General features: G+C 46.3%; 22 protein-coding genes and 1 pseudogene. 6 read left to right on the top strand and 17 right to left on the bottom strand.

Translation table 11 applies throughout. The annotated features are described in order from the left end of the window. Window positions 1-144 precede the first annotated feature (144 nt). Both NDI34_RS09510 and NDI34_RS09505 read left to right on the top strand, forming a co-directional pair. Window positions 145-1182: a hemerythrin domain-containing protein gene (locus tag NDI34_RS09510; RefSeq protein WP_190415051.1), complete on the top strand. Its 1038-nt coding sequence runs from the start codon at window positions 145-147 to the stop codon at window positions 1180-1182. Between the two features lie 554 nt (window positions 1183-1736). Next, window positions 1737-2786, top strand: a complete 1050-nt coding sequence (locus NDI34_RS09505) for a hemerythrin domain-containing protein (RefSeq protein WP_190524392.1) — start codon at window positions 1737-1739, stop codon at window positions 2784-2786. Window positions 2787-3130: 344 nt separating this feature from the next. On the opposite strand, the gene NDI34_RS09500 is transcribed toward NDI34_RS09505, so the two are convergent. Next, window positions 3131-3991, bottom strand: a complete 861-nt coding sequence (locus NDI34_RS09500) for an SDR family oxidoreductase (protein ID WP_190429986.1) — start codon at window positions 3989-3991, stop codon at window positions 3131-3133. 131 nt (window positions 3992-4122) lie between these two features. After that, complete coding sequence (locus tag NDI34_RS09495) at window positions 4123-5661, bottom strand: FAD-dependent oxidoreductase (RefSeq protein ID WP_348232521.1); 1539 nt, start codon at window positions 5659-5661, stop codon at window positions 4123-4125. Between the two features lie 231 nt (window positions 5662-5892). Between NDI34_RS09495 and NDI34_RS09490 the strand changes: the two genes are divergently transcribed. Continuing rightward, a complete protein-coding gene (locus NDI34_RS09490; protein ID WP_190415891.1) occupies window positions 5893-6288 on the top strand; it encodes an S-layer homology domain-containing protein in 396 nt (131 codons plus the stop codon). Between the two features lie 362 nt (window positions 6289-6650). Here the strand turns inward: NDI34_RS09490 and NDI34_RS09485 are convergent, their stop codons facing one another. Both NDI34_RS09485 and NDI34_RS09480 read right to left on the bottom strand, forming a co-directional pair. Continuing rightward, window positions 6651-7250: a DJ-1/PfpI family protein gene (locus tag NDI34_RS09485; RefSeq protein WP_348232520.1), complete on the bottom strand. Its 600-nt coding sequence runs from the start codon at window positions 7248-7250 to the stop codon at window positions 6651-6653. Window positions 7251-7254: 4 nt separating this feature from the next. Beyond that, window positions 7255-8007 carry a serpin family protein gene (locus NDI34_RS09480; RefSeq protein ID WP_348232519.1) on the bottom strand — a complete coding sequence of 251 codons (753 nt, stop codon included), beginning with the start codon at window positions 8005-8007 and terminating at the stop codon, window positions 7255-7257. Between the two features lie 50 nt (window positions 8008-8057). Here NDI34_RS09480 and NDI34_RS09475 point away from each other — a divergent pair. Next, window positions 8058-8764, top strand: a protein-coding gene (locus NDI34_RS09475; RefSeq protein WP_348232518.1) for an IS1 family transposase whose coding sequence is annotated in 2 segments (ribosomal slippage) — window positions 8058-8343 and window positions 8343-8764 — 708 coding nt in all. Because the reading frame shifts where the segments join, the coding sequence is not laid out codon by codon here. 6 nt (window positions 8765-8770) lie between these two features. Here the strand turns inward: NDI34_RS09475 and NDI34_RS09470 are convergent. From NDI34_RS09470 to NDI34_RS09440, 7 genes are all read right to left on the bottom strand, one after another. Continuing rightward, entirely contained in the window at window positions 8771-9190 is a 420-nt protein-coding gene (locus NDI34_RS09470; RefSeq protein WP_348232517.1) for a serpin family protein, read from the bottom strand. Between the two features lie 54 nt (window positions 9191-9244). Further along, the gene (locus NDI34_RS09465) at window positions 9245-9670 is read right to left on the bottom strand and encodes a TIGR02588 family protein (protein ID WP_190415885.1); all 426 of its coding nucleotides are present in this window, start codon (window positions 9668-9670) and stop codon (window positions 9245-9247) included. Continuing rightward, window positions 9667-10551 (bottom strand): TIGR02587 family membrane protein, encoded by an 885-nt coding sequence (locus NDI34_RS09460; RefSeq protein WP_190429991.1) that lies wholly within the window; start codon window positions 10549-10551, stop codon window positions 9667-9669. The genes NDI34_RS09465 and NDI34_RS09460 overlap by 4 nt, the downstream gene beginning before the upstream one ends. A gap of 341 nt (window positions 10552-10892) precedes the next feature. After that, window positions 10893-11909, bottom strand: a complete 1017-nt coding sequence (locus NDI34_RS09455; RefSeq protein WP_242033283.1) for a peptidoglycan-binding protein — start codon at window positions 11907-11909, stop codon at window positions 10893-10895. A gap of 66 nt (window positions 11910-11975) precedes the next feature. Next, a complete protein-coding gene (locus NDI34_RS09450; protein ID WP_348232516.1) occupies window positions 11976-12446 on the bottom strand; it encodes a nitrate reductase associated protein in 471 nt (156 codons plus the stop codon). 141 nt (window positions 12447-12587) lie between these two features. After that, entirely contained in the window at window positions 12588-13985 is a 1398-nt protein-coding gene (locus tag NDI34_RS09445) for a chloride channel protein (RefSeq protein WP_190688377.1), read from the bottom strand. A gap of 302 nt (window positions 13986-14287) precedes the next feature. After that, window positions 14288-15796 (bottom strand): NarK family nitrate/nitrite MFS transporter, encoded by a 1509-nt coding sequence (locus tag NDI34_RS09440; protein ID WP_190415878.1) that lies wholly within the window; start codon window positions 15794-15796, stop codon window positions 14288-14290. 1032 nt (window positions 15797-16828) lie between these two features. On the opposite strand from NDI34_RS09440, the gene NDI34_RS09435 reads away from it, so the two are divergent. After that, the gene (locus NDI34_RS09435; RefSeq protein ID WP_190415875.1) at window positions 16829-17062 is read left to right on the top strand and encodes a hypothetical protein; all 234 of its coding nucleotides are present in this window, start codon (window positions 16829-16831) and stop codon (window positions 17060-17062) included. Window positions 17063-17121: 59 nt separating this feature from the next. On the opposite strand, the gene NDI34_RS09430 is transcribed toward NDI34_RS09435, so the two are convergent. From NDI34_RS09430 to NDI34_RS09410, 5 genes are all read right to left on the bottom strand, one after another. Then, window positions 17122-19383: a nitrate reductase gene (locus tag NDI34_RS09430; protein WP_348232515.1), complete on the bottom strand. Its 2262-nt coding sequence runs from the start codon at window positions 19381-19383 to the stop codon at window positions 17122-17124. 92 nt (window positions 19384-19475) lie between these two features. After that, window positions 19476-21098: a ferredoxin--nitrite reductase gene (locus tag NDI34_RS09425; protein ID WP_348232514.1), complete on the bottom strand. Its 1623-nt coding sequence runs from the start codon at window positions 21096-21098 to the stop codon at window positions 19476-19478. Between the two features lie 762 nt (window positions 21099-21860). Next, the gene (locus NDI34_RS09420; protein ID WP_199300568.1) at window positions 21861-23279 is read right to left on the bottom strand and encodes an adenylate/guanylate cyclase domain-containing protein; all 1419 of its coding nucleotides are present in this window, start codon (window positions 23277-23279) and stop codon (window positions 21861-21863) included. A gap of 225 nt (window positions 23280-23504) precedes the next feature. After that, a complete protein-coding gene (locus NDI34_RS09415) occupies window positions 23505-24410 on the bottom strand; it encodes a molybdopterin-dependent oxidoreductase (RefSeq protein WP_348232513.1) in 906 nt (301 codons plus the stop codon). Window positions 24411-24584: 174 nt separating this feature from the next. Next, window positions 24585-25169: a thioredoxin family protein gene (locus NDI34_RS09410; protein ID WP_348232512.1), complete on the bottom strand. Its 585-nt coding sequence runs from the start codon at window positions 25167-25169 to the stop codon at window positions 24585-24587. A gap of 157 nt (window positions 25170-25326) precedes the next feature. On the opposite strand from NDI34_RS09410, the gene NDI34_RS09405 reads away from it, so the two are divergent. Then, window positions 25327-25833 carry a hypothetical protein gene (locus tag NDI34_RS09405; protein WP_190415866.1) on the top strand — a complete coding sequence of 169 codons (507 nt, stop codon included), beginning with the start codon at window positions 25327-25329 and terminating at the stop codon, window positions 25831-25833. Between the two features lie 321 nt (window positions 25834-26154). On the opposite strand, the pseudogene NDI34_RS09400 reads toward NDI34_RS09405, so the two are convergent. Beyond that, window positions 26155-26260, bottom strand: a pseudogene (locus NDI34_RS09400) (IS1 family transposase); the annotation flags it as partial.

Raw genomic sequence — 26260 nt, 5'->3', positions numbered from 1 at the left:
CTTTGGATAGAGCCAATAAAAATTGGACGTTATAAAAAGGATAAATAAGGGGGATCTCTCAAAAGAGAGATGAATCTACTCGACAGAGATGACTATCTTCGAGATAGATTCCGATCCTATGATTATTGAGTGGAGAACAAAAGAATGGTAACGACACTAGATGATACCAAGCGCATAGCGATTGGCATGAAGTTGGCAGATATGAAAGCGCTGCAAAACTTGCTAATTGCTAACGAGCAAAAGTTCATCTCTGCGCTCGCCGATGATGATCTTCGCAAGCGCATACAAGATATGCTTGATGACGATCAGAAAAACCTCGGTGTTCTCGATACTGTAATTATTCAGTACGGTGTCAAAGCCGAACCCAAGGAATCCACAACCAAGATAATTGGTGAAGCTCAGAAACTAATGGAAAGTTCTGAACTGACTTTGTTTGAAAAAGTATCTCAGCATGAATTGCTTAAGCATAAGCAAACCATGACGGGTCTACTGATTCACAAAGCTGCTCAAGTAGTTGGTGCTGATGTTGAAGCTGCCATTACTCCCTTGAATACCGTTAACTTTGAGAACCGCGCTCACCAAGAGCAACTGAAAGGTATTCTGGAAATTCTGGGTGTTCGCGAACTAACCGGACAAGAAGCCGATCAAGGACTGTGGGGACGGGTTCAAGACGCCGTTGCCGCATTATCAGGGGTATTTGGTAGTGCTGTCACCCAAACCTCCGACCGTTCTGATATGACTATCGGTGAAATTCTTCGCATGGATCACAGCAAGGCGAAGACCTTGTTTATGGAAATTGAGAATTCCAACGACGCTCAAAAGATCCAAGAATACTTCGGTCAGCTTTACAAAGACTTGATGGCTCACGCTAAAGCCGAAGAGCAAGTTGTTTATCCAGCAGTGCGCTCCTATTATCAGGACACGCAGGATCTGTATAACGAGCAAGCTGAGCAAGCTCGTATGCTGGATGAAATTAAGGCGATGAGTCCTTCTTCTTCTGAGTTCAAAGCGAAAGTTCGTCAGCTAAGCGACGCTACCAACCATCACATTAATCAAGAAGAGAACGAGATGTTCGCTAAGCTGCGCGATAATTTCAGCAGCGAGCAGCAACAACAAATGGCAACCGAGTTCAAATCTGTTAAGAGCAAGCTACAAGACCAGATGGCAGCTTCTAGCAAGTAGTAGTGCGCGCGAACAGAATTAACTCTGTAGGGAGGTTTGGAACGTAGCTTCCCTATAGTTAATAAGTGCGATCGCTAACTGCCATCGCCCGAATAAAGCAATTAAATCTAGGAAGGTCTATAAGCTAGCCTCCTAGATTTATTTTATTGACGAGTTAATTTTTCTTGAGCGCTTAACTTTACGTTTTCTATTGAAGGAATATTCAAGGAATAAAGTATATCTATCCTCTTTTAGGTATGAGATACCATTGGTTCAGCTCTCCAGCTTTTTAGAGAGGCCGAAGAACTCACGTTCACAAATCATTTACAGCGATATATTCTTGAAACTTGTTTAAATGAATCATCAATATACTCAAGAACCCTAATTTTGCAAACTATCAAAAGTAGAAGTTTTAATAATTTGAATTCCAAATAAAAATCTATAAGTTAAAAGTATTTATCTCCGCTATAAACCATACTTTTGGATTCAGTCGCGGGAAAGATGAATTACCTTAAGAGATTGTGAGATTATTCATAAAGATTCAAAAATCATAATATTTCAAAGAAGGAACAAAAATGGTATCAACACTGGACGATACAAAGCGCATTGCGATCGCTCAAAAATTGGCAGACATGAAAGCGACGCAAAATTTAATCATCTCTAACGAGCAAACACTGCTCGGTGCCACTCACGATCAAGATGTGCGCGATCGCTTGCAGAATATGCTCCAGGACGACCAGAAAAACCTGGGCGTTCTAGAAACGGTAATTGTTCAGTACGGCGTTCCCTCTGAACCCCACGAGACAGTTCAGGAATTTGTTCAGAAGACCCAAGAATTAATGTCTGGTGATAAGCTGTCTCTCTATCAGAAATTAGTTCAACACGAACTCCTGAAGCACGCTCAGGCGATGAGCGGTATCGTAGTTCACAAAGCTGCTCAAGTCGTGGGTGCTGATATTGAACTGGCGATTGGACCTTTAAATGCTGTTAACTTTGAGAACCGCGCTCACCAGGAACAACTCAAAGGACTGCTAGAACTCGTGGGTGTCCGCGAACTGACTGGAAAAGACGCAGATCAGGGACTGTGGGCACGAGTTCAAGACGCTGTTGCAGCCTTGTCTGGTGTGTTTGGTAGTGCCGTCACCCAAAACACCGATAAGCAAGATATGAACATCCAGACGCTCATCCGCCTGGATCACAATAAGACCAACACCATCTTTACAGAAATTGGGGCTACTGACGATCCTCAAAAACTCCAAGAGTATTTTGGGCAGCTCTACAAAGATTTATTGGCACACGCTCAAGCCGAAGAAGAAATCGTTTATCCCAGAGTTCGCTCTTTCTACGGGGACGACAATACTCAAGAGCTGTACGATGAGCAAGCCGAGATGAAGCGGATGTTGGATGAAATTAAAGCGATCAACCCTGCTTCTTCCAAAGACGAATTCAAATCAAAAATTAAGCAGTTGATGGATGCGGTTGGCGATCATATTCGTCAAGAAGAAAGCACGATGTTTGCAGCCATTGACAACAATTGCAGCACCGAACAAAAAGAGCAAATGTCTAGCGAATTCAAAGCTGCCAAGAGCAAAATTCAGCAAGAAATGGCAGCTTCGACGAAGTAATCGGAAGCACACTCAACCTCTAAAGCCATACCTCTCTAAACTTAACTGACGTTTGCACTCCCACCACTTACGTGGTGGGAGTTTTTTTGTTTCACTAGGTAAATACACGCCCCCGCACTAGAAGGGTAGGTGTACATAAACAAAGCCTGCCTACGCAGACTCAACTAAAAATTCTTCAGCCTACGGGGAGCAGCTTTTGTACGCACAAGACCCACCTTTCAAGGTATAGGCGTATACCCTAGGATGCATCCTATCGCTAACTTCTAACATCTATCAAAAAACCCGTTCTCTAACCAGAAAACGGGTTTCTATTCTTTCAAGAAAAATCGGTAGTCATCTCAGCGTTAAGCATTGACAACATCGCCACCGTTGGGATGCAAAATCTGACCGGACATATAAGAAGAGTCGTCTGATGCCAAAAAGACGTAGCTAGGTGCAACTTCTTCTGGCTGTCCAGCCCGTTGCATCGGCACTTGTTTACCAAAAGAGGCAACTTTTTCCTCTGGGAAAGTTGAGGGAATGAGCGGCGTCCAGATGGGGCCTGGGGCGACGCCATTCACGCGAATTCCCTTTTCCACCAGAGATTTTGAGAGCGATCGCGTAAAGGCAACAATGGCCCCTTTAGTAGACGAATAATCGAGCAGCTGCTGATTCCCTTTATAAGCTGTCACCGAAGTGGTGTTGATAATCGCGCTGCCTTCTTTGAGGTGCTTGAGTGCAGCTTTCGTCAAGAAAAACATTGAGAAAATGTTAGTCCGGAACGTGCGCTCAAGCTGTTCGGCAGTGATGTCTTCGATGCTTTCTTGAGGATGCTGTTCGGCAGCGTTGTTAACAAGAATATCGAGTTTCCCAAGCTCCGCAACCGTATTTTCTACAGCCTGCTGACAGAATTTTTCGTCACCAATGTCGCCAGGAATCGTAATACATTTGCGCCCTTGTTCTTCTACCAGCCGTTTCGTTTCTTGGGCATCATCGTGTTCGTTCAGATACATGATTGCCACGTCAGCGCCTTCTTTGGCAAAAAAGATAGAAACTGCGCGACCAATGCCACTATCACCGCCGGTAATCAGTGCCACTTTATCGCGTAATTTGTTGCTACCTTGATATTTACTATCGTCTGCCTTGGGGCTAGGCGTCATTTCTGATTCGGTACCCGGTCGATGGTCTTGATGTTGGGGTGGTTGTAGCTGTTGTTCTGCTGGCATTAGTGTGTCCTTAAACTGTGTCTAAAAAAATGAAATCCAGAGAAGATTTCTTGTTTCTATTCACCCAACACGCTAGCAACCCTCCAGATTGACTTAATCAATCTGGAGAGGGAAAAGAAAAGTGAATGTAGTTAACTTTTTGTTGTAAATTGACTGGGCAATTCTTTTTGATCGAGATCCGTAATCGGCGGGCCATTGAGTACCTCACCCGTAGGGCTGAAACGTCCACCGTGGCAAGGGCAATCCCAAGTTTTTTCGGCGTTATTCCAGTCAACAATGCATCCAGCGTGAGTACACACTGGAGAAAGCGAACAGAGATAATCCGTCTCGTCGCGGTAGACGGCATATTTCTTTCCGTTGATGTCAAGAATCTTGCCTTCGCCTGGTGCTACGTCCGAGGGTTCATTGCCCTCCGACTTGAAAAGCCGATCCGCTACAAAGTGCTTGGCGACGCCCAGATTCTCCGTCACAAACCGCTGAGCGCTGGCTAGGATATTCGCGCGATTGGGGTCGTAAAGGTCGCTCCAGGGATTCGTCCGTCCCAGAATCAAGTCGCTTGTTAGCATCCCGCCAACGGTGCCGAAGGTCATGCCGTTGCCAGAATAGCCGGTAGCAACGTAGATATTAGAATTCGCTGCGGTTTTCCCGATATAGGGTAGACCATCGACCGGCTCATACAATTGAGCTGACCAGCGATAATCGATAGAGGCGACATCATAGAGCGATCGCGCATACGCTTCCAAGCGCTCGAAACACGCCTCATTATCCACATCCTCACCCGTCTTGTGGTCTTCACCGCCAATAATCAGCAGGTCTTTGTAGCTGCGTGTATAGTGATACGGCTCCTCGGTATCCCAAAACAGTCCTGGCGGTAATGGCGATCGCAATCTCACTCCGATAACGTAAGAACGATACGGGGCAATTTTTGTGGACATTACATACAAGTCCGGGAGACTGTTCAGATTGTGAATCGGCGTATGAGTAGCAATAATCACATCTAGTGCCGTTACCGTCCCCTGTTCGGTAGAAACTCGACTCGGCTTGTCTCCGGTGATATCGACAACAGATGACTGCTCAAAAATAAAACTGCCACCACCGTCAATCGCCTTCGCAAGCCCTTGGAGATAGGGAATCGGGTTAAACTGCGCTTGATTGGGGAACATCACCGCCGCTTCTACCGGAAATGGCAGTGGCACATCCTTGGTCAAAGCAGCCGGAATCACTAACTTGCTAACCGCTTCCGCCTCTGACTCAATTTCAGACACATCCTGGGATTTTTCAGTGTAAAGATATCCCGGCACTCGCTGAAAATCACAATCAATCTTCTCTTCTGCCACAAACTTAGCAATGCGTTCAATCGCCGCACGACTGGATTCTGCTACCAGCTTCGCATCCGTGTCGCCCAAGGAGGAAATCAGGTCTTGGTAGCGTTCGTCAGCAGCTTCGGTGAGGTGGGCAGTCGTATAGCCGGTGACACCACTGCCAATTTGCGATCCCTCGATTACTGCAACCCTTAATCCAGCGCGTTTCAATAGCAACGCAGCGGTTAAGCCAGTAATCCCTCCGCCTACAATGGCAACATCTACGGTAATATCACTGGTCAATTGCGGGTATTTTGTCCCTTCTGTAGTGTCGAGCCAAACAGAGACGGAGGTTCCTGGTAAATTCATTCAGCGTTCTCCTGAGACAGTATAAATTTTTATATTTAGCGCTTTACCTATTACTGGGATAACGTCTGAAGGCGGAACCTGGTATCTGTAATTAGAAGTAAGTAAACTTTGATACTTTTCCCAGCAGCAATCAACACATAGCTAGTTGATTTTCATTACAATAAGATATAAAAGTTTCTTTTTCAGCAGAATTCAAGTTACCTTTTTGCAAGTTAAGTGGAAAGAATTAAAATGTCTAAATTTTTTAAGACTCTACTTTTATATAGTCCAGCCGTTTTGGGAATGGCCTTGCTGTTAGCAAACAGTGCAGTTGCACAGGAAGCGATTCCCAATAATCCAAATTCTCAAATGCCACCTCCAACAGAGCGTTATGGGTGTCTCAGTGGAAATGGCGATGGAACTTTTCAAGGCAATCGGCCTGTAACTCGGTATGAATTTGCTGCCGGTTTAAATGCCTGCTTAAATCAAGTTGAACAACTCATTGATAATCCTGCTGGAAATCGAGTTAATCAAGAAGGGTTAACGGTTCCAAGAAGCCAATTAGAAACCTATCGATTAGAGTTGGAGCGTTTGCGTAATCGAGTAGATAAGCTGGATACCCAGACAAGAGAACAGTCGAGCCAGTAGTTTTTTAAAAACAGAAAAAAAGAACGGTTGTGATTGAGGAACTGGATTTCTAATCAAATACTTCTCGATTAGTGATGTTACATCCAAAGAAAGCCCCCAAACCCTCTTTTAAAGCTACCGTATACGCACAAGACTTCTTTAACTTGCAAGTCCCGTTTTGATCCCCCAACCCCCCTTAAAAAAGGTGGCGAATTAAGTCAAAGTTCCCCTTAAAAAGGGAGATTTAGGGGATCAATCAACTTTTTGCCCCTTAACCCAAGATGTGCGTACACCGTAGCCTTAAAAGGGGAGCTAAGACCGAATCGCAAGTGTAGGTAGCGCTAAGACAAGTAAATTATCTAACTTCGATAGGATTGAGACCGTTAAACCGCAACCATTTCTTGATGCTCAATCTTCGTTCCCAAAAGTTTCAAGAATTCTGCCAACCAGTTAGGATGAGCAGGCCATGCAGGTGCTGTTACTAAGTTACCGTCAACCATTGCCTCATCTGGTGGAATATGCACGTAAAGCCCACCTGCCCGGTTAACATCCGGGCCGCACGCGGGGTAAGCGGTGCAACTTCTGCCTTCTAGCACTCCCGCTGCCACCAAAACTTGTAACCCGTGACAAATTGCAGCAATCGGTTTATTTGCTTCGGCAAAGTGGCGGGTGATTTCTAATACTTTCTGGTTCAAACGGATATATTCTGGCGCACGTCCACCAGGAACGACTAAGGCGTCGTATTCTGTCGCTTCCACTTCATCAAAGGTGGCATTTAAGGTGAAGTTGTGACCGGGTTTTTCACTATAAGTTTGGTCGCCTTCAAAGTCATGGACTGCGGTTCGCACCTTATCTCCAGCTTTCTTATCGGGACAAATTGCATGGACAGTATGCCCAACCATTTGTAATGCCTGGAAAGGCACCATTACTTCGTAGTCTTCAACAAAGTCACCGACGAGCATCAAGATTTTTTTTCCCGCCATTTTCCTAACTCCTGTTTGATTGCTTGGATGTTGCAGTCTGTGGCTCCATAATAGAACCCATAAACAGCAAACTTCCAGTATCATCATCCCGAATCGCGCAGAAAAACGGGCGGTCAACCACCATGCTAAAGGGAGGGTCGGGGGGACCGAATGAGGCTTCTATACCAGTTGCGGCGGCGGCTTCGGTTCCTTCTTCGTTGACTTCGAGAAAGGTTTTATGGATGACGCTGGCAATGGCAATGTCTTGGGCAGACATCTGCTGGAAACCTCCTTCAAAAGCCATTCCCATCCCCAAGGCAATCAGGGCATCATTGAGTGCTACTTGATACTCTAGCTGAAAGCGGGGTAAAACGAGTGTTCCTTCCTCTCGCCAGAATTGGTAAATCCATTGATTCCAGTTTTCAGCGTTCAGATTTTTGTGGAATGCTTGCAAGTTTGAGTCTTGATCTGGAAGGAAGATGTACATACTCACCTGTTCACTACCGTAGGGTAAATTAACCGCCTGAAAGTTCTTACCTTGGTAGTAGCGGTAGGTTCTGTGCTGAGACATCATCGGGTACTGTTTCTGCGTCCCATCAAGTAATGTAAAGGCTCTATCGTGTGTATTTTCTTTATCGAAAGGGCTTGCCCAAATACCTTTAAAATAGATAGCGTTAATTAGGATTAAAACGGTTTGAGGGTCAAGCTTTTGGAGAATTGTCTCGATTTTGCCGTGGGTGTTTTCGCTTACCCAGTTGTTAATAGGGTAGTAATGCATAGTAATGGTAAGCTAGCAAGCTAGCAACTTTAATCATTAGGGACTGCTCAATGTACTGTCCTAAGTGCCAATCAACTCAAATCATCAAATACGGGCATACGCACTACGGCAAACCTCGATTCCGTTGCCAAGACTGCGGACGGCAGTTTGTGGAGAATGCGAGCCGGCAACCGATTGATCAGCCAACCCGCCAATTGATTGATAAACTGTTGCTGGAACGCTTGGCGCTTGCAGCAATCGCACGAGTGACGGGTGTTTCTGAGCGTTGGCTACAGATGTACGTCAATCAGAAGTACCAGAAGACCCCAAAGGCAGTAGAAGTCGCCCAAAAAAAACGGGTCAGTTGACGATTCAACTGGACGAGATGTGGTCATTTGTCGGTTCCAAAGAGAACAAACAATGGATCTGGTTAGCCATTGATGCAGACACTCGTGAAATCGTCGGGGTGTTTATCGGTGATCGTTCCCGTCAATCAGCCAAAGGACTTTGGAAATCCTTGCCAGCAGTTTATCGCCAGTGCGCCATCTGCTACACCGATTTTTGGGAAGCGTATGAGCAGGTGCTACCGAGCAAGCGGCATCGAGCTGTTGGCAAAGAAACGGGGAAAACAAGTTTAATTGAGCGGTTCAACAACACTCTGCGGCAGCGAGTGGGGCGCTTGGTTCGTAAAACCTTGTCGTTCTCCAAGAAACTGAGCAATCATATCGGTGCGATTTGGTACTTTGTGCATCATTACAATGCCTCCCTTCGCTCCTGACCATTACTATTCACCACTACCGTTAATAGTTGCCAAAGCATCGGAACTACTAAAGTCCAGGTTGGTTACTTTTGCACCGTAGAACTCTTGGGTTCGCTTCAAAAAATCCCGTTTAAATTCGACATCCTGCTGCGCCCAAAGCGAATTAGCGATCGCTAACTCCACCTCGTTATCCAGATTTTCTAGCGATTGTTTCAACTGTAAGTTAGCTTCGTTGACTTGTTGCAAGCTCATTTCTTGCAATTCCAGCGCGATCGCCATTGCCGCTTGTGTCTGCCCCACACTGCCGTTATAGGTCATTGAGAGCGCGATCGCTATGCTTGCTGGAGAAACAAAAATGTTTTTGTCAGGCTCCTGCTTTGTAAGTTCCCTAAATAGTTTGAAGGCAAATCGAGTATTCGCTGCGACAAGCTTGTTATTAACCATTGCATCGTTTCCAATAATTACAGCGAACCGGGAAATGAGCAGTTATCAAAAAACTTAAGGTAACTTGTAGCTAGAGACTCGTACGACTAACTCGCCATCGCGGGGATTGCGGCTAAAGATAAATGCGCCTTCTTCCTTTTCGCCGCCGGAGAGAAAGTCAATTTGTTGTTCGCCAGTTTCTTCAACTTTCCCATTAACCCGCAACTCGGCAATAATCTGGACTGATTCAGCAGTTTCTCCACCAGTATTCGTCACTTCAAAAGGGATGTAGAATTGCTCTTGAGTTTGACGAAGTTCTCTTTCCTTCGCGGTGACTGATAGAGTCGGGGGTTCATTTTTCTGGGTTGCCCAGTCATACAGCACCAGTCCTACGAGTAGCGCCACAATAGATGTCGCGATCGCAAAGGAAACCCATTCCGCAAGCGATCGCGGCGGTCGTTGCTGTTGGGATGAATTGCTATCTTGATTCGTTTGGCTCATGCTAGCAACCTTCCTGCTGCGCCACCTACAGTGGCTGGGAGTCCTAGTAACAATGTATAGCTCAACCACATTTGCCACGGATCGTCAAAGCTCAGCTGGTGGAAGAACCACAACATAAATGTGGCTGCCAGAAGCGACACTAAATAGGAGCAAACAGTTTCGCTTAAGGGACGCTGAAAAAGTCCTTGCTGTTGTTTCCGTTGTTGTTGATTAGTAAAGCCAGCCTGAAAGACAATCCCATAAGAAATTAACAGCGAGGCAACAATAATCGCAATCAGCCACGGAGGGGAAGAAGCAGCGACTAGCATGGGAATTTCGTCAGTAGGCGCAATGTTAAAGGCAATAATCGTGGCACCAATCAAAGTACCCCCAATATCTGCCAAGGTCGCATTGAGACGGGTTTTGTCTGGTTGTGGGGGATTTTCATCGCTGTTAGGAGATTGATAGCGATCGCCACTTAAAAAAGAACGCGCTAGCGCCACACCCAAAGCAAACGGTACACTCTCGAAGATTATTTTTCCTAATGCTTCACCCAAAGAGGTATCGAAGGTGATTTCGCGCAATAAAATTAGGATACTTGTCGCGCAGACGACGCCGATAGCGATCGCTTCAAGGGTATCTATCACCGCTTCACCCGGTCGAATATCCTTATATTTGCGAAAGCCTTCGGTGCGATTGAGCAGGAAAACGACGATAAACGTGGCAGCGATCGCAGCTAGCATCACCGGCGGTTCCGTGAACGACCCAATCCACCAGACTTCCATCGTGTACAGTAGCGGAATTCCGAATAAAAACCCACCCGCGGCACCCCGCAGTAGATCATCCCATTCTTTCGACCAAATGTTTTCGGGTTTATGTTTTGGAGCGCGTTTAATCTTCATTAGGGGGGCATCGACTTTTCATCCGCTTATGCCAAGCCAAAAGTCATTCTCAAGCAACCAAGCCAGAGGCAATAACAGATGAAGCTAGCGGTAAGCCGTTCGTCAACTTATTCCTTAAATGTTATCAAACCCTGACTCTCGAATAATGTAAATCATCCAATAGCCGTCTTATTTGATTTCGGAAGAAATGAACTGCTCCAAGTCCCACAGGGCGATCCAACAAGACAATAGAGAATTTAATAACTACTGCAAGGATTGCTGTCGAAGCAGATAAAAGCCAGGAGGAAGAGAAAATTCTGAATCGTTTGTTTTCCTAACCCCTGACTTTATCTCACTCATTTTTAAGTTGTCTTACGCCATCTTTTCCCAAACTCATCGAGGGTTGCTTTCGGAATCTGCGTCTGAAGCCACTCCAGCGCATCATCTTGATGAGGCAACCCTTGGTAGTATTTGCACATATTCACCAGATTAACTGGAGGCACTTGTGTGGGATTGGTGAGCGCATTCCAGGTAGTTGTTCCTACCACTCCATCCGCCTTTAACCCTTGGGATTTCTGAAAAGCAATCACAGCCGTTTCTGTGCCCGTACCAAAACTACCATCAATGGGACCAGGATTAAAACCTTTGTCCTTCAAAAACTGCTGCAATTGTTTGACTTTTTCTCCTCGCGATCCAACTCTTAAGGAACCATCGTCTGTCGGAACACCGATTGCACTCAACTTTTGACGAACGGCTTGACGCAAACGGGGTAGTTGAGCGTATAACCAATCACCAGGGCAATCAGTGGCAGAAAAATCTCGATGCCCTTTGATATTATCAGGAGAAATTTTGCAGGAACTGCAAATTGAAACGCATAAATCGACTAAACTATTCCATTGTTTTTCACCCATCTGATGGGTCATGAATCTGCCTTCATTTTCAATTCCCGGCGATTCATTGCCTAGAGCACTGCCAGCATGAGACGAGCGAATACACAAACCTCGTTTAATTTTTGCTAAAGTGCCATTTCTTCCTTCTAGGAGAACGCCGTCCGTTGTATTCAAAAAATTATGACCGGAATCCCACCAGCCGAAAACATCCATGTGGGTATTCTGAACACTTTTGGCAAATTTTTTCGCTCCATCCACAGTTCCTTTCGATATATGGCTGGGGGGATTGGGCGTATCGGTATGGTGAACGATCACGTATTTAGGTGTGGTTTCCTCTGACCACTGTTTGGGGGGTCTGGCCCCCCACTCCTGACATGAAATAACGCTAGCGGTAAAAGGCATGTTGAAGATGTCCTGTAAAGTTGACGGCAGATGAATAATGAGCGTGATGGGACAAACCACAAACGCTTTTTCTAGCACTGCCAGCATCGTTTGTAACCTAATAACTATGCCGCAGCAAGGTAAGTAGCAATTTTTTTCACATTTCTTGATAGCTCAGATTAAGTGAAATTCTTGGAGTGCGGGTAAAAAGTTTTGGTTTTCGTGACTGGGGCGGCTGAGTTTGATGAGGGCAAAGCGTTGGGCGGGAGTGAGTTCTGCCCATTGTTGGGGTGTCAGTATTGCTCCAAATTCTGCTGCCTTTTCCTGAATGTTAGCCGGTATTTTTGTAGCATCCATCCAATCTGGATGAGGTTCTATCGGAAGGTCGCTTGGAGAGACGCCCGTGTGTTCTACAACGAATTGGTGCAGTAATTTCCGGTAGGCTTGAGCTTCATCTGTTGTGGTACAGGGCATCTCTACCAAGGTTTGTCGTTCCGCTTGACTAAATTGGTGCCAGTGAGGCAATTTTAGTTTGACGCCGCAAGTGTCTAATTTCATCCGCACCTGCATCGGAATGCAACGCAAGGACTCTACAAAATCGGCTTCAAACTGAAAGAAATTAGTGGTAGAATTGTCAGTCTTCATTCATTTTCTGGGTAATTAATTCATTAAAAATAACAAAAATTTTGATGAATAACTTCTCCAAAGAAAAAGCTCCTAAAGGCATAAACTGCGACTAATAGGAGCATTACCACAATCGTGAAAAGCTTTCAATATCGGCAGGATTCAAGGGCTGGTTTGTGGAAAGTCACTAGCAGCAGTATATAGGGGCAGCGAGGTGGGGTTTTGCAACCCGGTCGGCGTGCGCGATCGCTGCGTTTGAATCAAGGAGACTTGGGTAGTCAACAGGAAACTGACAAAACTGGCAATCACCAGAACCGGCACCATTGCGGTGTCTGAAAGCACGCTGAGAATTACAGTGGAACTAATCGGTGTTTTTGTCACCGCCACGTTCACTGCCGCCATCATGCAAATCATACCGATTGTCGGGTGGATTTGTGGAAAAGCTAGAGAAATCGCCAAGCCAACTGCTGCACCAATGTAAAACAGCGGAAAGATGAATCCTCCCCGGAAACCGGAGTGGAGAGTGAAACTAACTGCTAGCATCTTCGCAAACGCGATCGCGAGCAACATCGTCACTCCAAACGTCGAACCTGTTTCGACAATCGTATGAATTTCCTTTTCGCCAAAAAATAGGGTCTGGGGAAACACTAAAGCAATCAGCCCAATTGCGAACCCTCCCAAAGTAGCCAGCGCAATCGTGTGGTGTTCGATGTATTGAGTCAAGTACCCAATACTCCGGAACAGAACAATAAAGATGATCGCAATCAGCGCCCCTAGCGCCCCCAGCAGTGCGCCTTGACCCAAATTCACCAGGGAAAGCTTAGGAGGTGCGACAAAGTGATACATCCCCCCAATCGTCAACCCCGTGTTAAATCGAAACACAAAAAAGCTTAAGATTGCCGAAAGCACGGCAGGAATGAGCGCTTCGTAGTATTCCAATCCCCGACGATGGGGAATTTCTAGGGCGAAGAGTGCGCCACCAAGAGGCGCACCGAAGAAGGCACCTAGTGCCGCACTCATGCCGCAGAAAGTCAGCACGCGGGTTGTCGTCAGGCTCAGATTGAGCTTTTGACCCAGCCAGCCGCCAAAACTGCCATTGATTTGTACTAGCGGGGCTTCAGGGCCAGCACTGCCACCAGCTGTAATCGAAAACAGAGAGGCAACAATCATTGCCGGAGTTTGGCGTAGAGAAATTCGTCCTGGATCGTGTACCTTATCAACGACTAGAGAAACTTCACCGGGAAGTCCCATGAAGTGCAGTGTGAGACCGACAAAAAATCCCCCAATTGTGGTAGCAATCCACACGTAATTCCAGGCGGGAAATCCGCTAGGGAAGTAAGGATTCAAAACACCAGGCAGCGTGTGCCAAACAAAATGCAGGCTTAATTCCAGTGCGTAATAATAAACCGTTGCAACTAATCCTCCAGCAATTCCAATGACTGCCGAACAGAGAATAATTTGCTGATAAGTTAGTTCGCCTGCACTGTTGGAATCGTTAGGTAATGTATCAGCATATACGTTATGCTCGTTGCTGGCAGTTGTTCGATCGGGAGACGACATAAAATCTCCTCAAAGTCACTAGCAGTGTGAGTAGGAAAGCAAGGTTAACTTAATCCCAAATCACCCGTCTAGGTGTATTAAAAACAACTTTATCCAGAAAGAATATTAATAATCTATCTAAATTGGTAAGGAAGCATGAGTAGCCAAGCATATCTCTAAACCCGCTCGACACGCCATAAAAATATTGGGGTGAGATTGAAACTCACCCCTACTCGCTTGGTTTTAGAAAAAGGCAGTTATTAAACCTAAGTTGGTATAACCCTTAACACCTTATCTATTACCAATTAGCGCTTGTAACAAAATTAATTTTGTTCGCGTTCGTGCGAGAAAACGGGAGTTTTTGAGGATGTTATTCCGACTTCTTCACCTTCATGAGAGCCTTCCGGTTCTTTGAGAAGAAACGCACAAAGACTAGCCGAAATTAAGCCAACAATTCCTAGCATCTGGAAAAATATGCGATCGCCCGCAGCATCCTGAGGTAAAAAGCTATAGACGGTGAGGTAAATTACCGCTCCTACGTTGCCATAAGCACCCACGTTACCAGCAATCTGACCCGTTACGCGCCGCTTAATTAGAGGAACAATTGCAAAGGTCGCACCTTCCGCTGCCATGACAAAGAAGGAAGCAATCATGGTCACAATAACTACCCCGAACAGGGGTATATTTGCACCCAAACCGCTAAACACTAGATAGCCAATTCCTGTGCCAGCAAGCGTTGCCGCCAGCGTCCACTTCCGGCTGCCAATCTTGTCAGAAATTAAGCCCCCTCCTGGACGAGCCGCCAAGTTCATAAAGGCATAAGTTCCGGCAACTCCCGCTGCTAGCGCCTCTGTTAATCCAAAGCCTCTTTGAAAAAACGTTGGGAGCATGGAAACAACAGCTAGCTCTGAGCCAAAACAGGCAAGATAAGCAATTTCTAAATTGACAACTTGACCAAATTGATAGCGCTCTTCAGCAGAGTAGCGCTTTTTACCAGTCATCAAGCTGTGATTTGCTTTCCAACAGTTATAAGCTTGGAATGCATACAAGCACAGCAGCAGAAACCAGGTGACATACAGTTGAGTGATATTGAGAAATTTAACTTGATTTAAGCGCCAAGCAATGACGCCCAAAACGCCGACTAAGGGAATGTTGCTAAGTAATAGAAACCAGAAGTCTTTCTGGGTAGTCACTTCTATTCCGGCGCTGCTTTGGGGACGTTGGTAAACCTTACCTGGAGGGGTATCTTGGACGTTTAAGTAATAAACAATTCCGTAGATAGCGGCAACAATTCCGGTGAGCGCGATCGCAAACCGCCAGTTAACTTGACCTGCCCCTAAAAAGGCAGCTGCTGTGGCAATTGTCGGGAGGGTAAACGCTGCACCTGCCGATCCAAAGTTACCCCAGCCGCCATAAATGCCTTCTGCTAAGCCAATTTCTTTCGGGGGAAACCATTCCGCCACCATCCGAATGCCAATCACAAATCCACACCCAACGATGCTCAGCGCTAAGCGGCTTAATACTAATTGGGAAAAATTCTGTGCAAATGCAAACATCAGGCAAGGAATCGCCGCATAAATTAAAAGGCATGAATAGGTGATCCGAGGACCGTAGCGATCCAGAATCATGCCGACAATAATTCGAGCCGGAACGGTGAGCGCAACGTTACAAATAGCGAGAGTTCTGAGTTGGGCTTCATTTAAACCTAAATCTGCTTTCACCGCTGTGGCAAAAGGGGCGAAGTTGAACCAAACGACAAAGGTTAAAAAGAATGCAAACCAGGTCAGGTGTAAGATGCGGTATCGACCGCTAAATGACCATAATCCGGACATTTCAGAACCTCTTCTTTTCAAGTAAAGTATGCATCAAAGCGGGAACTGTTCTTGGGTTAGCGTAAATTTTATAGATTCAATTGGGGATATAAATCCTAGGTAAAAAATTTACGTAATTAGGCGCTTGCCACGGGGTTCGGTCTATTTTTTGATTGAAAGTTTTCAAACATAAAATCTCACCTTATCGAGCCGAGCTGCCGAACGTTAGTTTTTTTAGCAATAAGCGCTACTGTTAGAGTAATGAACTGAATAATCTGAGTTCGTAGAATTTGTTACAAAAGACAGATTTCTTTTGAAATCTCTATCTTGTTAGGTATTGTATCTGTATTGTGAAGTATTCTTTCTTCTCCATTGCACATTTTGCATTCAACTCATGCAAAATGTGTAATGGAGGGATTATTTTTGAGTAATGGAGGGATTATTTTTGAGTATTTCCTGAGCGATAACCGTTTGTTTTTTTCAAGCAAATAACTTCCCTTTGATCAAAGGGAAGGTATGAGAAGTTTTTACTAAAGCTGCTTTCCTCAGCTTGGATTTTTAGACCGATTTCTCTGCTGCTATTTTCTAGTTAGGCGCTCTAGAAGCCGTCTGTTTACATCTGTCACATCTTACTAAGTCAGCATTTATTAATAGGTTTTGCGGATAGTCTTGGAGCCATTAGATTGTAAGGGCTTAAAAAAATTAAATGATATTGATAAGTCTCTATATTTTCAGAATGCGATCGCGTTATTTGGTCGAAGGCTCAGAATCTCAAGCCAAATTAGATTAATCCTATGTGAGCATTTCCTGACATTGACTCCTCTCTAGACACGGATGGTGGTTGCATCCCTCAGCGGGTTCGGCAAAGTTGCTAAATCTGATTTCCTCCTTTTGATAGGTGCAGTATTCGCTGAAATTCATCACTACCGAGAAAATCGAGTTCAGGCTATTTTAAACTTTTGTAAAAGAAGATTTTTGTATATTCAGCTACAGAATTTTTGCTAGATTTAAATAGATGCACAATTTTTAGAAATTAATCAAAAGGTTTTAGTAATGAAAACGCAAGAACGCCCCCAAGTATTGATAGCGGAGGAAGAACCCTCTAATCCATTGATGGTGGTGCTTTTGGTTACGGTGGTATCGATGATTTTCGGGTTGATTCCGGTTGTTTATAGTTCAACGTTTGCAAAACTCCAATCCCAGACACCAATCGCGCTGGGAGAGGCAGGCTTGTGGAGCGCTTTTGGAGAAAAAGCAGATAGCGTTCGGGTTAACCCAGAACAGTAAACTTTTGGTAGAAATTTAGGCGTGAAAGCGGATAGAAAACCAAAGCTTTTGCGATCGCTTCAAACACGCAGCGGTGAGGACAAAGCTTTCGGTTGAGTCTCTGTCTCTGGAGTCTCCGGAAGCAGATACTCTTCAGAGATTAGATGGGCAGCAATCGGCACCAGTTGCACGGCGCAAGCTTTTAGTTCGGGTTGCAGAGAGTCGGGACAGGATGCGGATTGTGTCATGCTATTCGCTTCGGCATCATCCGCCCAAAGATCGCCCCAGTGAATGGGCACAAAAACCGTACCGGGAGAAATGGTCTGAGTGACTTTGGCTGGGAATCGAGAAGTTCCTCGACGACTTCGCACTTCCACCCAGTCATTCTCCTGAATCGCCAACTTTGCAGCATCGCGGGGATGAATCTCAATGAACGGTTGCGGATGCATTTGGCGGATTTTTGCAATCCGTCCGGTACGAGTTTGCGTGTGCCAGTGCCCGTACAGCCTGCCCGTCGTCAGCACAAAGGGGAAGTTTGGATCGGGGGGTTCTGCGAGTCCCCGCGAGTGTTTAGCAACAAAACGCGCCCGTCCATCCGGTGTCGAGAAGCGCAAGTCAGTGTAAAGCCTTTTAGGAGTGCTGTGGGAAGATTTTCCCGGTTCCTTTTTAATGTTTAATTTTTCCTTTTTAAGGGGTTCGGGCCATTGAATCGGGCCTTCTTTTTTCAAACGTTCGTGACTAATGCCCGTTTGGTCGCAGAGGCGATCGCGTGTTAGCTGCACAAATTCATCATAAATTTCCGATGAGTGAGTAAAAGCAAACTGTTCGGGATATCCCAACCGACAACCCACTTCTGCAAAGATTTCCCAATCTGCCCTCGCCTCCCCCAAAGGTTTGCGGAAAGCTGGACACAACGTGACGACTCTTTCAGAATTTGTCATCGTCCCAGTTTTTTCCCCCCACTGCGCCGCCGGAAGTAGAACGTGAGCAAAAGCAGCGGTTTCCGTGGGATAGTAGGCATCTTGATAGACCGTAAAAGGCGATCGCTTTAGCGCCGCTTTCGTTCGTTCCAGATCCGGCATACTCACCGCTGGGTTCGTCGCTGCAATCCAGAGAAACTCTACCTCTCCCGTCTCTAGTCCGGTGATAATTTCCCAAGCGCTGCGACCGGGAACGGGCGAAATCTTCCCGGCGGGAAGCTTCCAAAACTGCTCAACTTCGGTTCGCTGCTGGTCATTCTTGACTAAACGATATCCAGGCAACAAATGAGCCAGACCCCCGACTTCCCGTCCCCCCATTGCATTAGGTTGACCCGTCAGGGAAAAAGGGCCGCTTCCGGGTTTGCCAATTTGACCCGTCATCAGGTGCAAGTTGATCAAGCTGGATACTTTGGCAGTCCCTTCAGAAGATTGGTTTAAACCCATCGTCCACATAGAAAGGACGCGCTTAGACTCAGCCCACATTTTGGCAACGGTTATCAATTCATCCAGGGAAATGCCGCAGCGTTCGGCGACCGCTTCCGGTGGATAGTGTTGAATCACCTCAGCGTAGGTGGAAAAGCCTGCGGTGCAATCCTCAATAAATTCAACATTCATCTTGCCCCATCGTAGAAGCAAATGAGCGATGCCATTGAGTAAATCGATATCGGTACCGGGTCGAATGGCTAGATGCAAATCGGCGGCTTCGGCGGTTGTGGTGCGACGCGGATCGACCACAATCATTTTGACGTGATGGTTTTGTTTATGGTGTTTCCGCAGCCGATTGAAGATAATCGGGTGACACTCAGCTGTGTTGCTACCGATGATAAAAGCACAGTCGGTGAGTTCTAAATCTTCGTAGCAACAAGGCGGGCCATCCGAACCCAGGCTGTAAAAATACCCTGCTGTGGCGGAAGACATACACAGGCGCGAGTTAGTATCAAAGTTATTCGTGCCTAAGATTCCTTTAAAAAGCTTTTGGGCAAGGTAGTAGTCTTCCGTGAGGAACTGACCAGAACCATAGAGACATAGGGCATCTGGGCCAGTGGAGTTTAGGATGGAACCCATGCGACTGACAATTGCATCTAAGGCTTCCTCCCAGGAAGCGCGACGGAAGGGTTCATCCAGAGAGTCGCGCATCATCGGGTAGAGGAGACGGTTTTTATCAATCGATTCTGTAACCGTCGCTCCTTTGACACATACCATACCTTGACTGGAGGGATGAGAGCGATCGCCCCGCACTTTCCAGATCGGATTTCCTTGGCTATCTCGATTGGTCTCCCGATTTGCAGCCGCTGGCGGTGAAACTTCTAAGCCACAGCCAACGCCACAGTAAGGACAGAGGGTTTTTGTTGAGTCACTCATGGCATTCGTCATTAGTCATGGGTCATCGGTCATGGGTCATTAGTCATCGGTCATCGGTCATTCGTAATTAGCAAGTGACTAATGACGCATGACTAACGACTAACGGCAATCTCTGCTTCTAGCTTTTCTTGTGGCTGCTTGGGGATTGCCCCAAAGTGTTCGATTAGCAAGTCTCGTACCACTGACTTGAGATCCTCGCAGGGAACCTTTTTCATAATCTCTTTGCCAAGGTGTGCATCTTTCCCTACCTTGCCACCCATCCAAATATCGACCGCTTCTACGGTTTGACCATCTTTGCGCGTCTTCGTACCGATGAAGCCAATATCTGCAACTTGCGGTTGACCGCAGGAATTTGGGCAACCTGTCCAGTGAATGCGAACCGGATGCGGTTGAATTAACTCTTCCTCCAGTTCCTGAATCAAGGCAAGCGCCCGGTTTTTCGTTTCAATCAGCGCAAAGCCGCAAAACTCGCTACCTGTGCAAGAAACTAGCCCCCGATTCAAGATGGCTGGATCGATAGACAACCGTTCTTGAAGCAGTGGTTCTTCTAAGAAGGGACTTAAGCGCGTGTCGGGGATATTGGGGATAATCAAATTTTGTTCGACAGTCAGACGAATCTCCCCGCCGCCATAAACTTCCGCCATTCGCGCAAGTTCAAACATTTCATGGGCATACAAGCGACCGACAGGGACGTGCAAACCGACGTAGTTCAGTCCGGGTTGCTTTTGGGGATAAACGCCAATATGGTCGCGCTTGTCCCAGTCAATTTCATCTTTTTCAGCCGCCGATTCCAGCGAATGCCCTAGTTGTTTTTCCACTTCCGCCCGAAACTTTTCAACGCCCCAGCCCTCAATCAGGTACATAATCCGGGACTTTAGCCGATTCTCGCGGGGACCATTATCCCGGAAAACCTCCAGCATTGCCTTACTTAAAGAGACAGCCTCTTCAGGAGGAATCCAAACATCGAGAGGAATCGCTTCTACATACTGATTCGGCGCAAAGTAGCCGCCGACGATGACGTTAAATCCAATGGTGTGGTTTTTGTATGCGGGGATAAAGGCAAGGTCGTTGATTTCGGCATGAACGGAGTTGTCCCGACCCCCGGCAACGGCAATGTTAAATTTTCGGGGTAGGTTGCTGAGTTCGGGATTGCCCTCACCGTTATTGGTAATCATGTCCTGAAGGCTGCGGACAATCCCCCGTGTATCAATCAATTCAGCCGCATCAATGCCTGCAACTGGCGAACCCGTGATGTTCCGAACGTTGTCCATTCCCGATTGAATGCAAGTCAGACCGGCTTTTAACAAACGGTTGAATATCTCTGGGATATCCTCAATCCGAATCCCTCGCAATTGGAAATTTTGTCGGGTGGTAATGTCGGCATTTCCCTGGTTTTGAAATCCCGAACCCGTGCAGTAGCGTTGCACGATTTCAGCCAGTACTCGCATCTGAGTGCTGGTCAAAATGCCGTTGGGTATCCGCATTCGCATCATGAACTTGCCGGGTGTCACCGTGCGATGGAAAAAACCCAACCACTTTAGCCCTTGGTTCCGCTCAAACTCGTCCATCGCCTCCCAGCCAATTTGTGCAAAATGCTCCAGTTCTTGCTTCAGCAATAGGGGATGTTTTACAGCTTTGGCTTTTTCAATCTTATTTAGTTTTTCTGTAGGCTTGGTTGCCTTTATTGCTTCTGTAGGGGTGGTTACGTTTGTCACGGTTCCTCCTTGCGTACCTGGATCTGGCGCAATTGCACGTGTAACCGCACAGCTATTGCTCTCGCTGTTAAATACTGCTTTTTATGCTAAGTTAGGCGCTTTTGTAAATCGAAACGGTAGACTTTGTTACAGAAGCTGCTTATTGCTAATGAAACCTTTCTTTTGAAATATTTTTAATTTTAAAAGTCTATCTTTATGGTTACTTGCCAAATAGGATCTTAGTAGGTTGCTGAAGATTAAATTTCAAGCCACACCTGCTTGTAACCTCTATTTTCTAGAGTTTTGTTTTCTCTCCCGGTATTATTCAAAATAGCTGTAAGCTTTAACGGGCAAAACTTATGAAGGGATTAATCTGAAAGCAAACCCGTTTAAATAGGCATCATTTGGAATCTTCAACCAGTCACTTTCCTTCAGATACAGAGGGGCGCAAGAGAAGGGGTGAGGTTCTCCTAGAATACTGAGTAATTAGTAAGATTTATATGAGTAAATTATTCACCCTTCTGTAAAAAAAAACTGGCGCATTTGATACATTTTTAAAATTTTTAACCAGTTTGTCTGGTTGAAGCTTCTTGAGCGCTGCCTTATCGGGTCAAAATCCTCAAAGTCCTTGAAGCGGAGACATTAAGAATTTTTAAAATTTCAGCCATTCTTGGAATATATAACAGTCTTCTTTAATTTGGGAAAAACGAACCGCAGAGGACGCAGAGAGCGCAGAGGAAGAGAAGAGAGGAGCTTATCGAGGAAATAGACTCGGTAAATAACCTACACTGCATCAAGCTCGTAAATCGCTACTAGCTCTTCCTTGCCTTTCACCCGAACAAACTTATCGACTAAGCGCAGGGGGAAAGTGTCGGGGTGGCGCAGCGCTTCGACGATTGGCTTGGTGACGAGGATGGTGCTGTCGTAGTTTTTGGTGAGGCTTTCGACACGAGCGGCTACGTTTACGGCATCCCCAACAACTGTAGACTCGATACGGGAGCTAAATCCAACGGTACCCATGACGACCTCGCCTCGATGAATGCCAATACCGATGTCGATGGTTGGCAAACCTTGATGCGATCGCTCTTCATTCAATAGTTTAAGTCGCTGTCGCATTGCTAATGCTGCGTACAGAGCGTTGTCCGTCGCTTCATCATCGAAGAGCGCCATAATCGCGTCGCCGATATACTTGTCAATGAAGCCGCCGGACTTGTCAATCACTTGCCCCATGCAGGCGAGGTAGTCATTTAAAAATGAAAAGGTTTCTAAAGGCGTCATTTGTTCTGACATTGCCGTGTAGCCCCGAATATCGGCAAACAGGATCGTAATCGTGCGAGTCGAGGCAAAGCCAACTTGGATGTTCTCGATGCCGTCGGGTGCAATTACCAGGAGAAATTTCTCCGGGACGAATCGATGAAAGGACTCGATAGTTTTTTGTAGTCGGCTAAATAAACCTTGTAGCGCCGCCGACATATCATTGAACGCGATCGCTAAAGCGCCGATTTCATCTTTGCGGTAAATTTCAGCCCGATGGTGTAAATCGCCTGCGGCAATTTTGGCAGCACTCACTTGCAACCGCCGCACGGGACTACTGAGTTCTGTTGCCAACAGGTAGGAACCGAAAAGACCCAAGGAGAGGGCAAAAACACCCACAAACAGCGCTTTTTCGACAGCGATCGCGACCGCTTGATTGACCTGCCGCAGTGACATGCCAATCCGCAACGTCCCAATTTTTTGCCCCGAAGAGTTGCGAATCGCGGCGGCAACTTCGATGGCAGTTTCACCTTGGCGTGCCCGCACTTTGCGGTTGAAAGTAATGTCGCGCAGGAGAAATGTCTCGACAACACGGGTATCGTCATATACTGCCAGCGCTGAGTCCGTGACCCACACAGGCACAATATCGGGAACATACTGTTCCTGAAGTTCGCTTTCGCTGGCGGCGACGATTTGATTAGACAGGCGCACATCGGAGATCAGAATGTAAACGAAATCTGGGTTGCGCTTCAGTAGCAGATTGAAACCGAGCCGAATCTGACCCCAATTTTGGTCTTCAAGTTCGTTCGTCCAGGTATTGGATAAGGCGATCGCTAGCTGCTGGACTTCACGCCGCTTCTGTTCCCGGTAGAGTTGTCTCTCGTTTTTCGCCCACAGCCATACCACAGAACCAACAATCGCCACAATCAAGAGTGTCGTGGCGGTCATAATTCGTGTATGAATTGAACGGAACGCGGCAACTTTCATCAGGGTTAATTGGTAATGGTTACTTGGTAATTTCTAAAAAGTTTGAAATTTTAAATTTTTAGTTTTGAACGAAAAAATCTTCTTGAAACTCAAAACTCTCAAAAGTTAAAACTTTTGAATAAAATAATTTTCTTGGAACTCAAAACTCAAAACTCAAAACTCAAAACTCAGATTAACCATTCGCCATTATTTACTAACCTCCAGTTGTTCCACAAAAGTGAGCCAGCGCTGATTCTCGGATCTCGCTTGACAATTGCTGGGGAAAGCCAGCGTTATCGGACCACCCATTTTGGCAGGAATCGGATTGCGTTCGTTACCCCAGTGCGTGGCAAACAAAATATCGCAGTCTCGCACCTCGTTAGCTGCCAAACGAATTGGATTCAGGGCATTGCGAGAGACGGGCGCTTTTCCCCGAATGATAACCATACCGTTTTCTGGCAGGGTATCACCGGCAGCCGCAAGAACGTCCCGCACCCGCACGCCCGTGAGCTTGACTTTACCAATCGGCCATCCAATCGGGTAGCCAACAGCTTCTTCGATGGTGACTTGTGGCAGTTGGCTGATGGTTCTGGCATCAAGCGGGGTTTCGCCAACGCGCAGTTGCACTGGCTCGGTACCGACAATCAAGTTGGTCACGTAAAATGCCCAAAAACGGTCGGGATACTTTTGCTCAAGCTGCGGGTACTCGGTGTAAGGAAATACCAGAGAAAGCGGGCCGCCTTCGCTGCGGGAAATGGGCATTCCATCGCGCTCTAAAGCAATGATAATCGGGTACGCACGCAAGTCTGCAATGCTGACGGTGGCACGGTAGGAATCGAAAGCGACAAGCGTTACTTCCTTACTATTAGTGATGCCGAACTTGTCGAGCAGTTTAGAGATAGCAACACCCCGAAAGTCAAAAATCCGATCGGGGTTGTTGCTGGTATTATGGGGCGATCGCGTCCGTATATGGGTGGTTGCGATCGCGTCTAGTTCTTGCATAGTCAACCGCACGGATTTTCCCGCCGCCGTTTTCCCCTGAATTTCTAGATTCCACTGTTGCCGCTGTCGATTGTTCGTATGAGCGGCAACCATTGCGGCGTTTTTTTGCATTGCCTCATTTCTCCACGCCTCCATCTCGGCATTCGTTGGTTTCTGATTTTGACATCCGCTCATGAAGGCAAGCAAGAAGAGGCAGCTGGAAAGAGGGAGCCGGGAAGGTTTCATATCATCTTTATAACCTTCAAGCTTGATTCTGCACCCTTCCACAAGTCTCTGTTGCTGCGATTAATGAGAAAAATACGTCGGTTCATTCCCCGGCTTCCACTTGATGTTGCAGCCGATGCTAGGCTTCTGGTCTGAGGGGATTGATTGACCGGCTAACACTGCATCAATTGCGGCTCGTAAATCCTTGCCGTTGACGGGTCGATCGTTACCGGGGCGACTGTCATCTAATTGACCGCGATAAACCAAACTTTGGTTGGCATCAAAGAGGAAAAAGTCTGGGGTACAAGCAGCGGTATAAGCTTTAGCAGTTTCTTGAGTTTCGTCGTAGCACAAAGGAAAGGTGAATCCCAGCTCATTCGCCATTGCTTTGAGTGAGTTGGGGGCGTCATCTGGATAGCTGCTGGCATCGTTGGCACTAATTGCCACAATTCCAATCTCTTCACCTACGTAATCCTTGCCAAGCTGCACGAGTTCTCCCTGAATGTGTTTTACAAAGGGGCAATGCTTGCAGATGAACATGACCAGCAATGCCTGCTTATCGGCAAAAGTGGCAAGGGAAATGGTTTGACCAGATACCACATCCGGCAACTGGAAATCTGGGGCTGTCGTGCCCAACGCCAACATGGTTGAGGCGGTTCGCACCATTGTATGCACTCCTTAGGTTTTGGTAGACTGCGCTCCCACTTATATTGCTCTACCACTGAAAAAAAAACCAGAGTAAGTAGCGATCGCCTCCCGTTATAGTACAATTGTACTGATTGCGTCCGCATCCAAGTCGTTAGGTAGCCATCCAGCCATCGACATGACAAAACTGCAAGCCAGCCTCAAAGTAGTCCAGATGAAACGTGGCGAAGACCGCCAACCCGTAAAAGGTGATGCCAAACACAAGCGCGTTCCATCGCCAGCGATCGCCAATACTGAAAGACGACCTCGAAAGACAGGCGATTCCAGAAGGTTAATTCCGTCACTACGGGTGAAAACCTATCAGGAACTGCTACAGGAACATCTGAATGAAAAGTTAAAACACCTAGAGGCGCAAGCAACCCAAGTCAATCGGCTTTCAGCGGAGTTAGAGGCAGCAATACAGGAACTCAAGGCAATCTCAGCTCAAGTTAATACAGACTTAAAATCCCTTCGGGGTAAAGCTGACATTTGCGAGTATAAAGCAACGAGTCTCCCCTACGTCGGGCAAAAGCTTGATGGATCGTTAGTGCTGACAGCTCGATCCATCGATCTCTACAAAGCCGAACGAGAAGCTTCTTCGCTGGCACAGAAACTGCGGCGACGAACTGGAAAAAAACGCCGCTGAGAGCTTTAATCGTCTAAAGCAAATATCAGCCCCAGGCTTCCATCCTGGGGCTTATTTCAACGGCTATTGAATTTGCGATCGCTTATATTTCCCGAATCAGTTAGGAGCGATCGCAATCAACTCACGCGATCGCTCCTAACTAAAAACTAAAATTTAGGAAATAGGATTGAAATTACTACAAATCCTTAGGCTTGATGATATCATTTAAATAATCAAAATATATCTCTAATAAATATTTTATGAAAATTCTTCCTTGTCAAACTTATAATATCATAAAAACTTGTGTGAAGTCTAGAAGTTAAGATAAAAAGTTTGGTAGTCCTAAACAAGTAAGGATGCATTGTAATAGTGGACAAAGTACCACACGGCACCAATATGATTCTCTAACTTCTTAGAGAACGATAATGTCTTTCTCACTAATCGGGAT

The organism is Trichocoleus sp. DQ-U1 (genome assembly GCF_039961925.1).
In the GTDB taxonomy this organism is placed as follows: Bacteria; Cyanobacteriota; Cyanobacteriia; order Cyanobacteriales; family FACHB-T130; genus FACHB-T130.
Note: the sequence above shows the minus strand (reverse complement) of the source record. Positions and strands in the feature narration are given on the sequence as shown.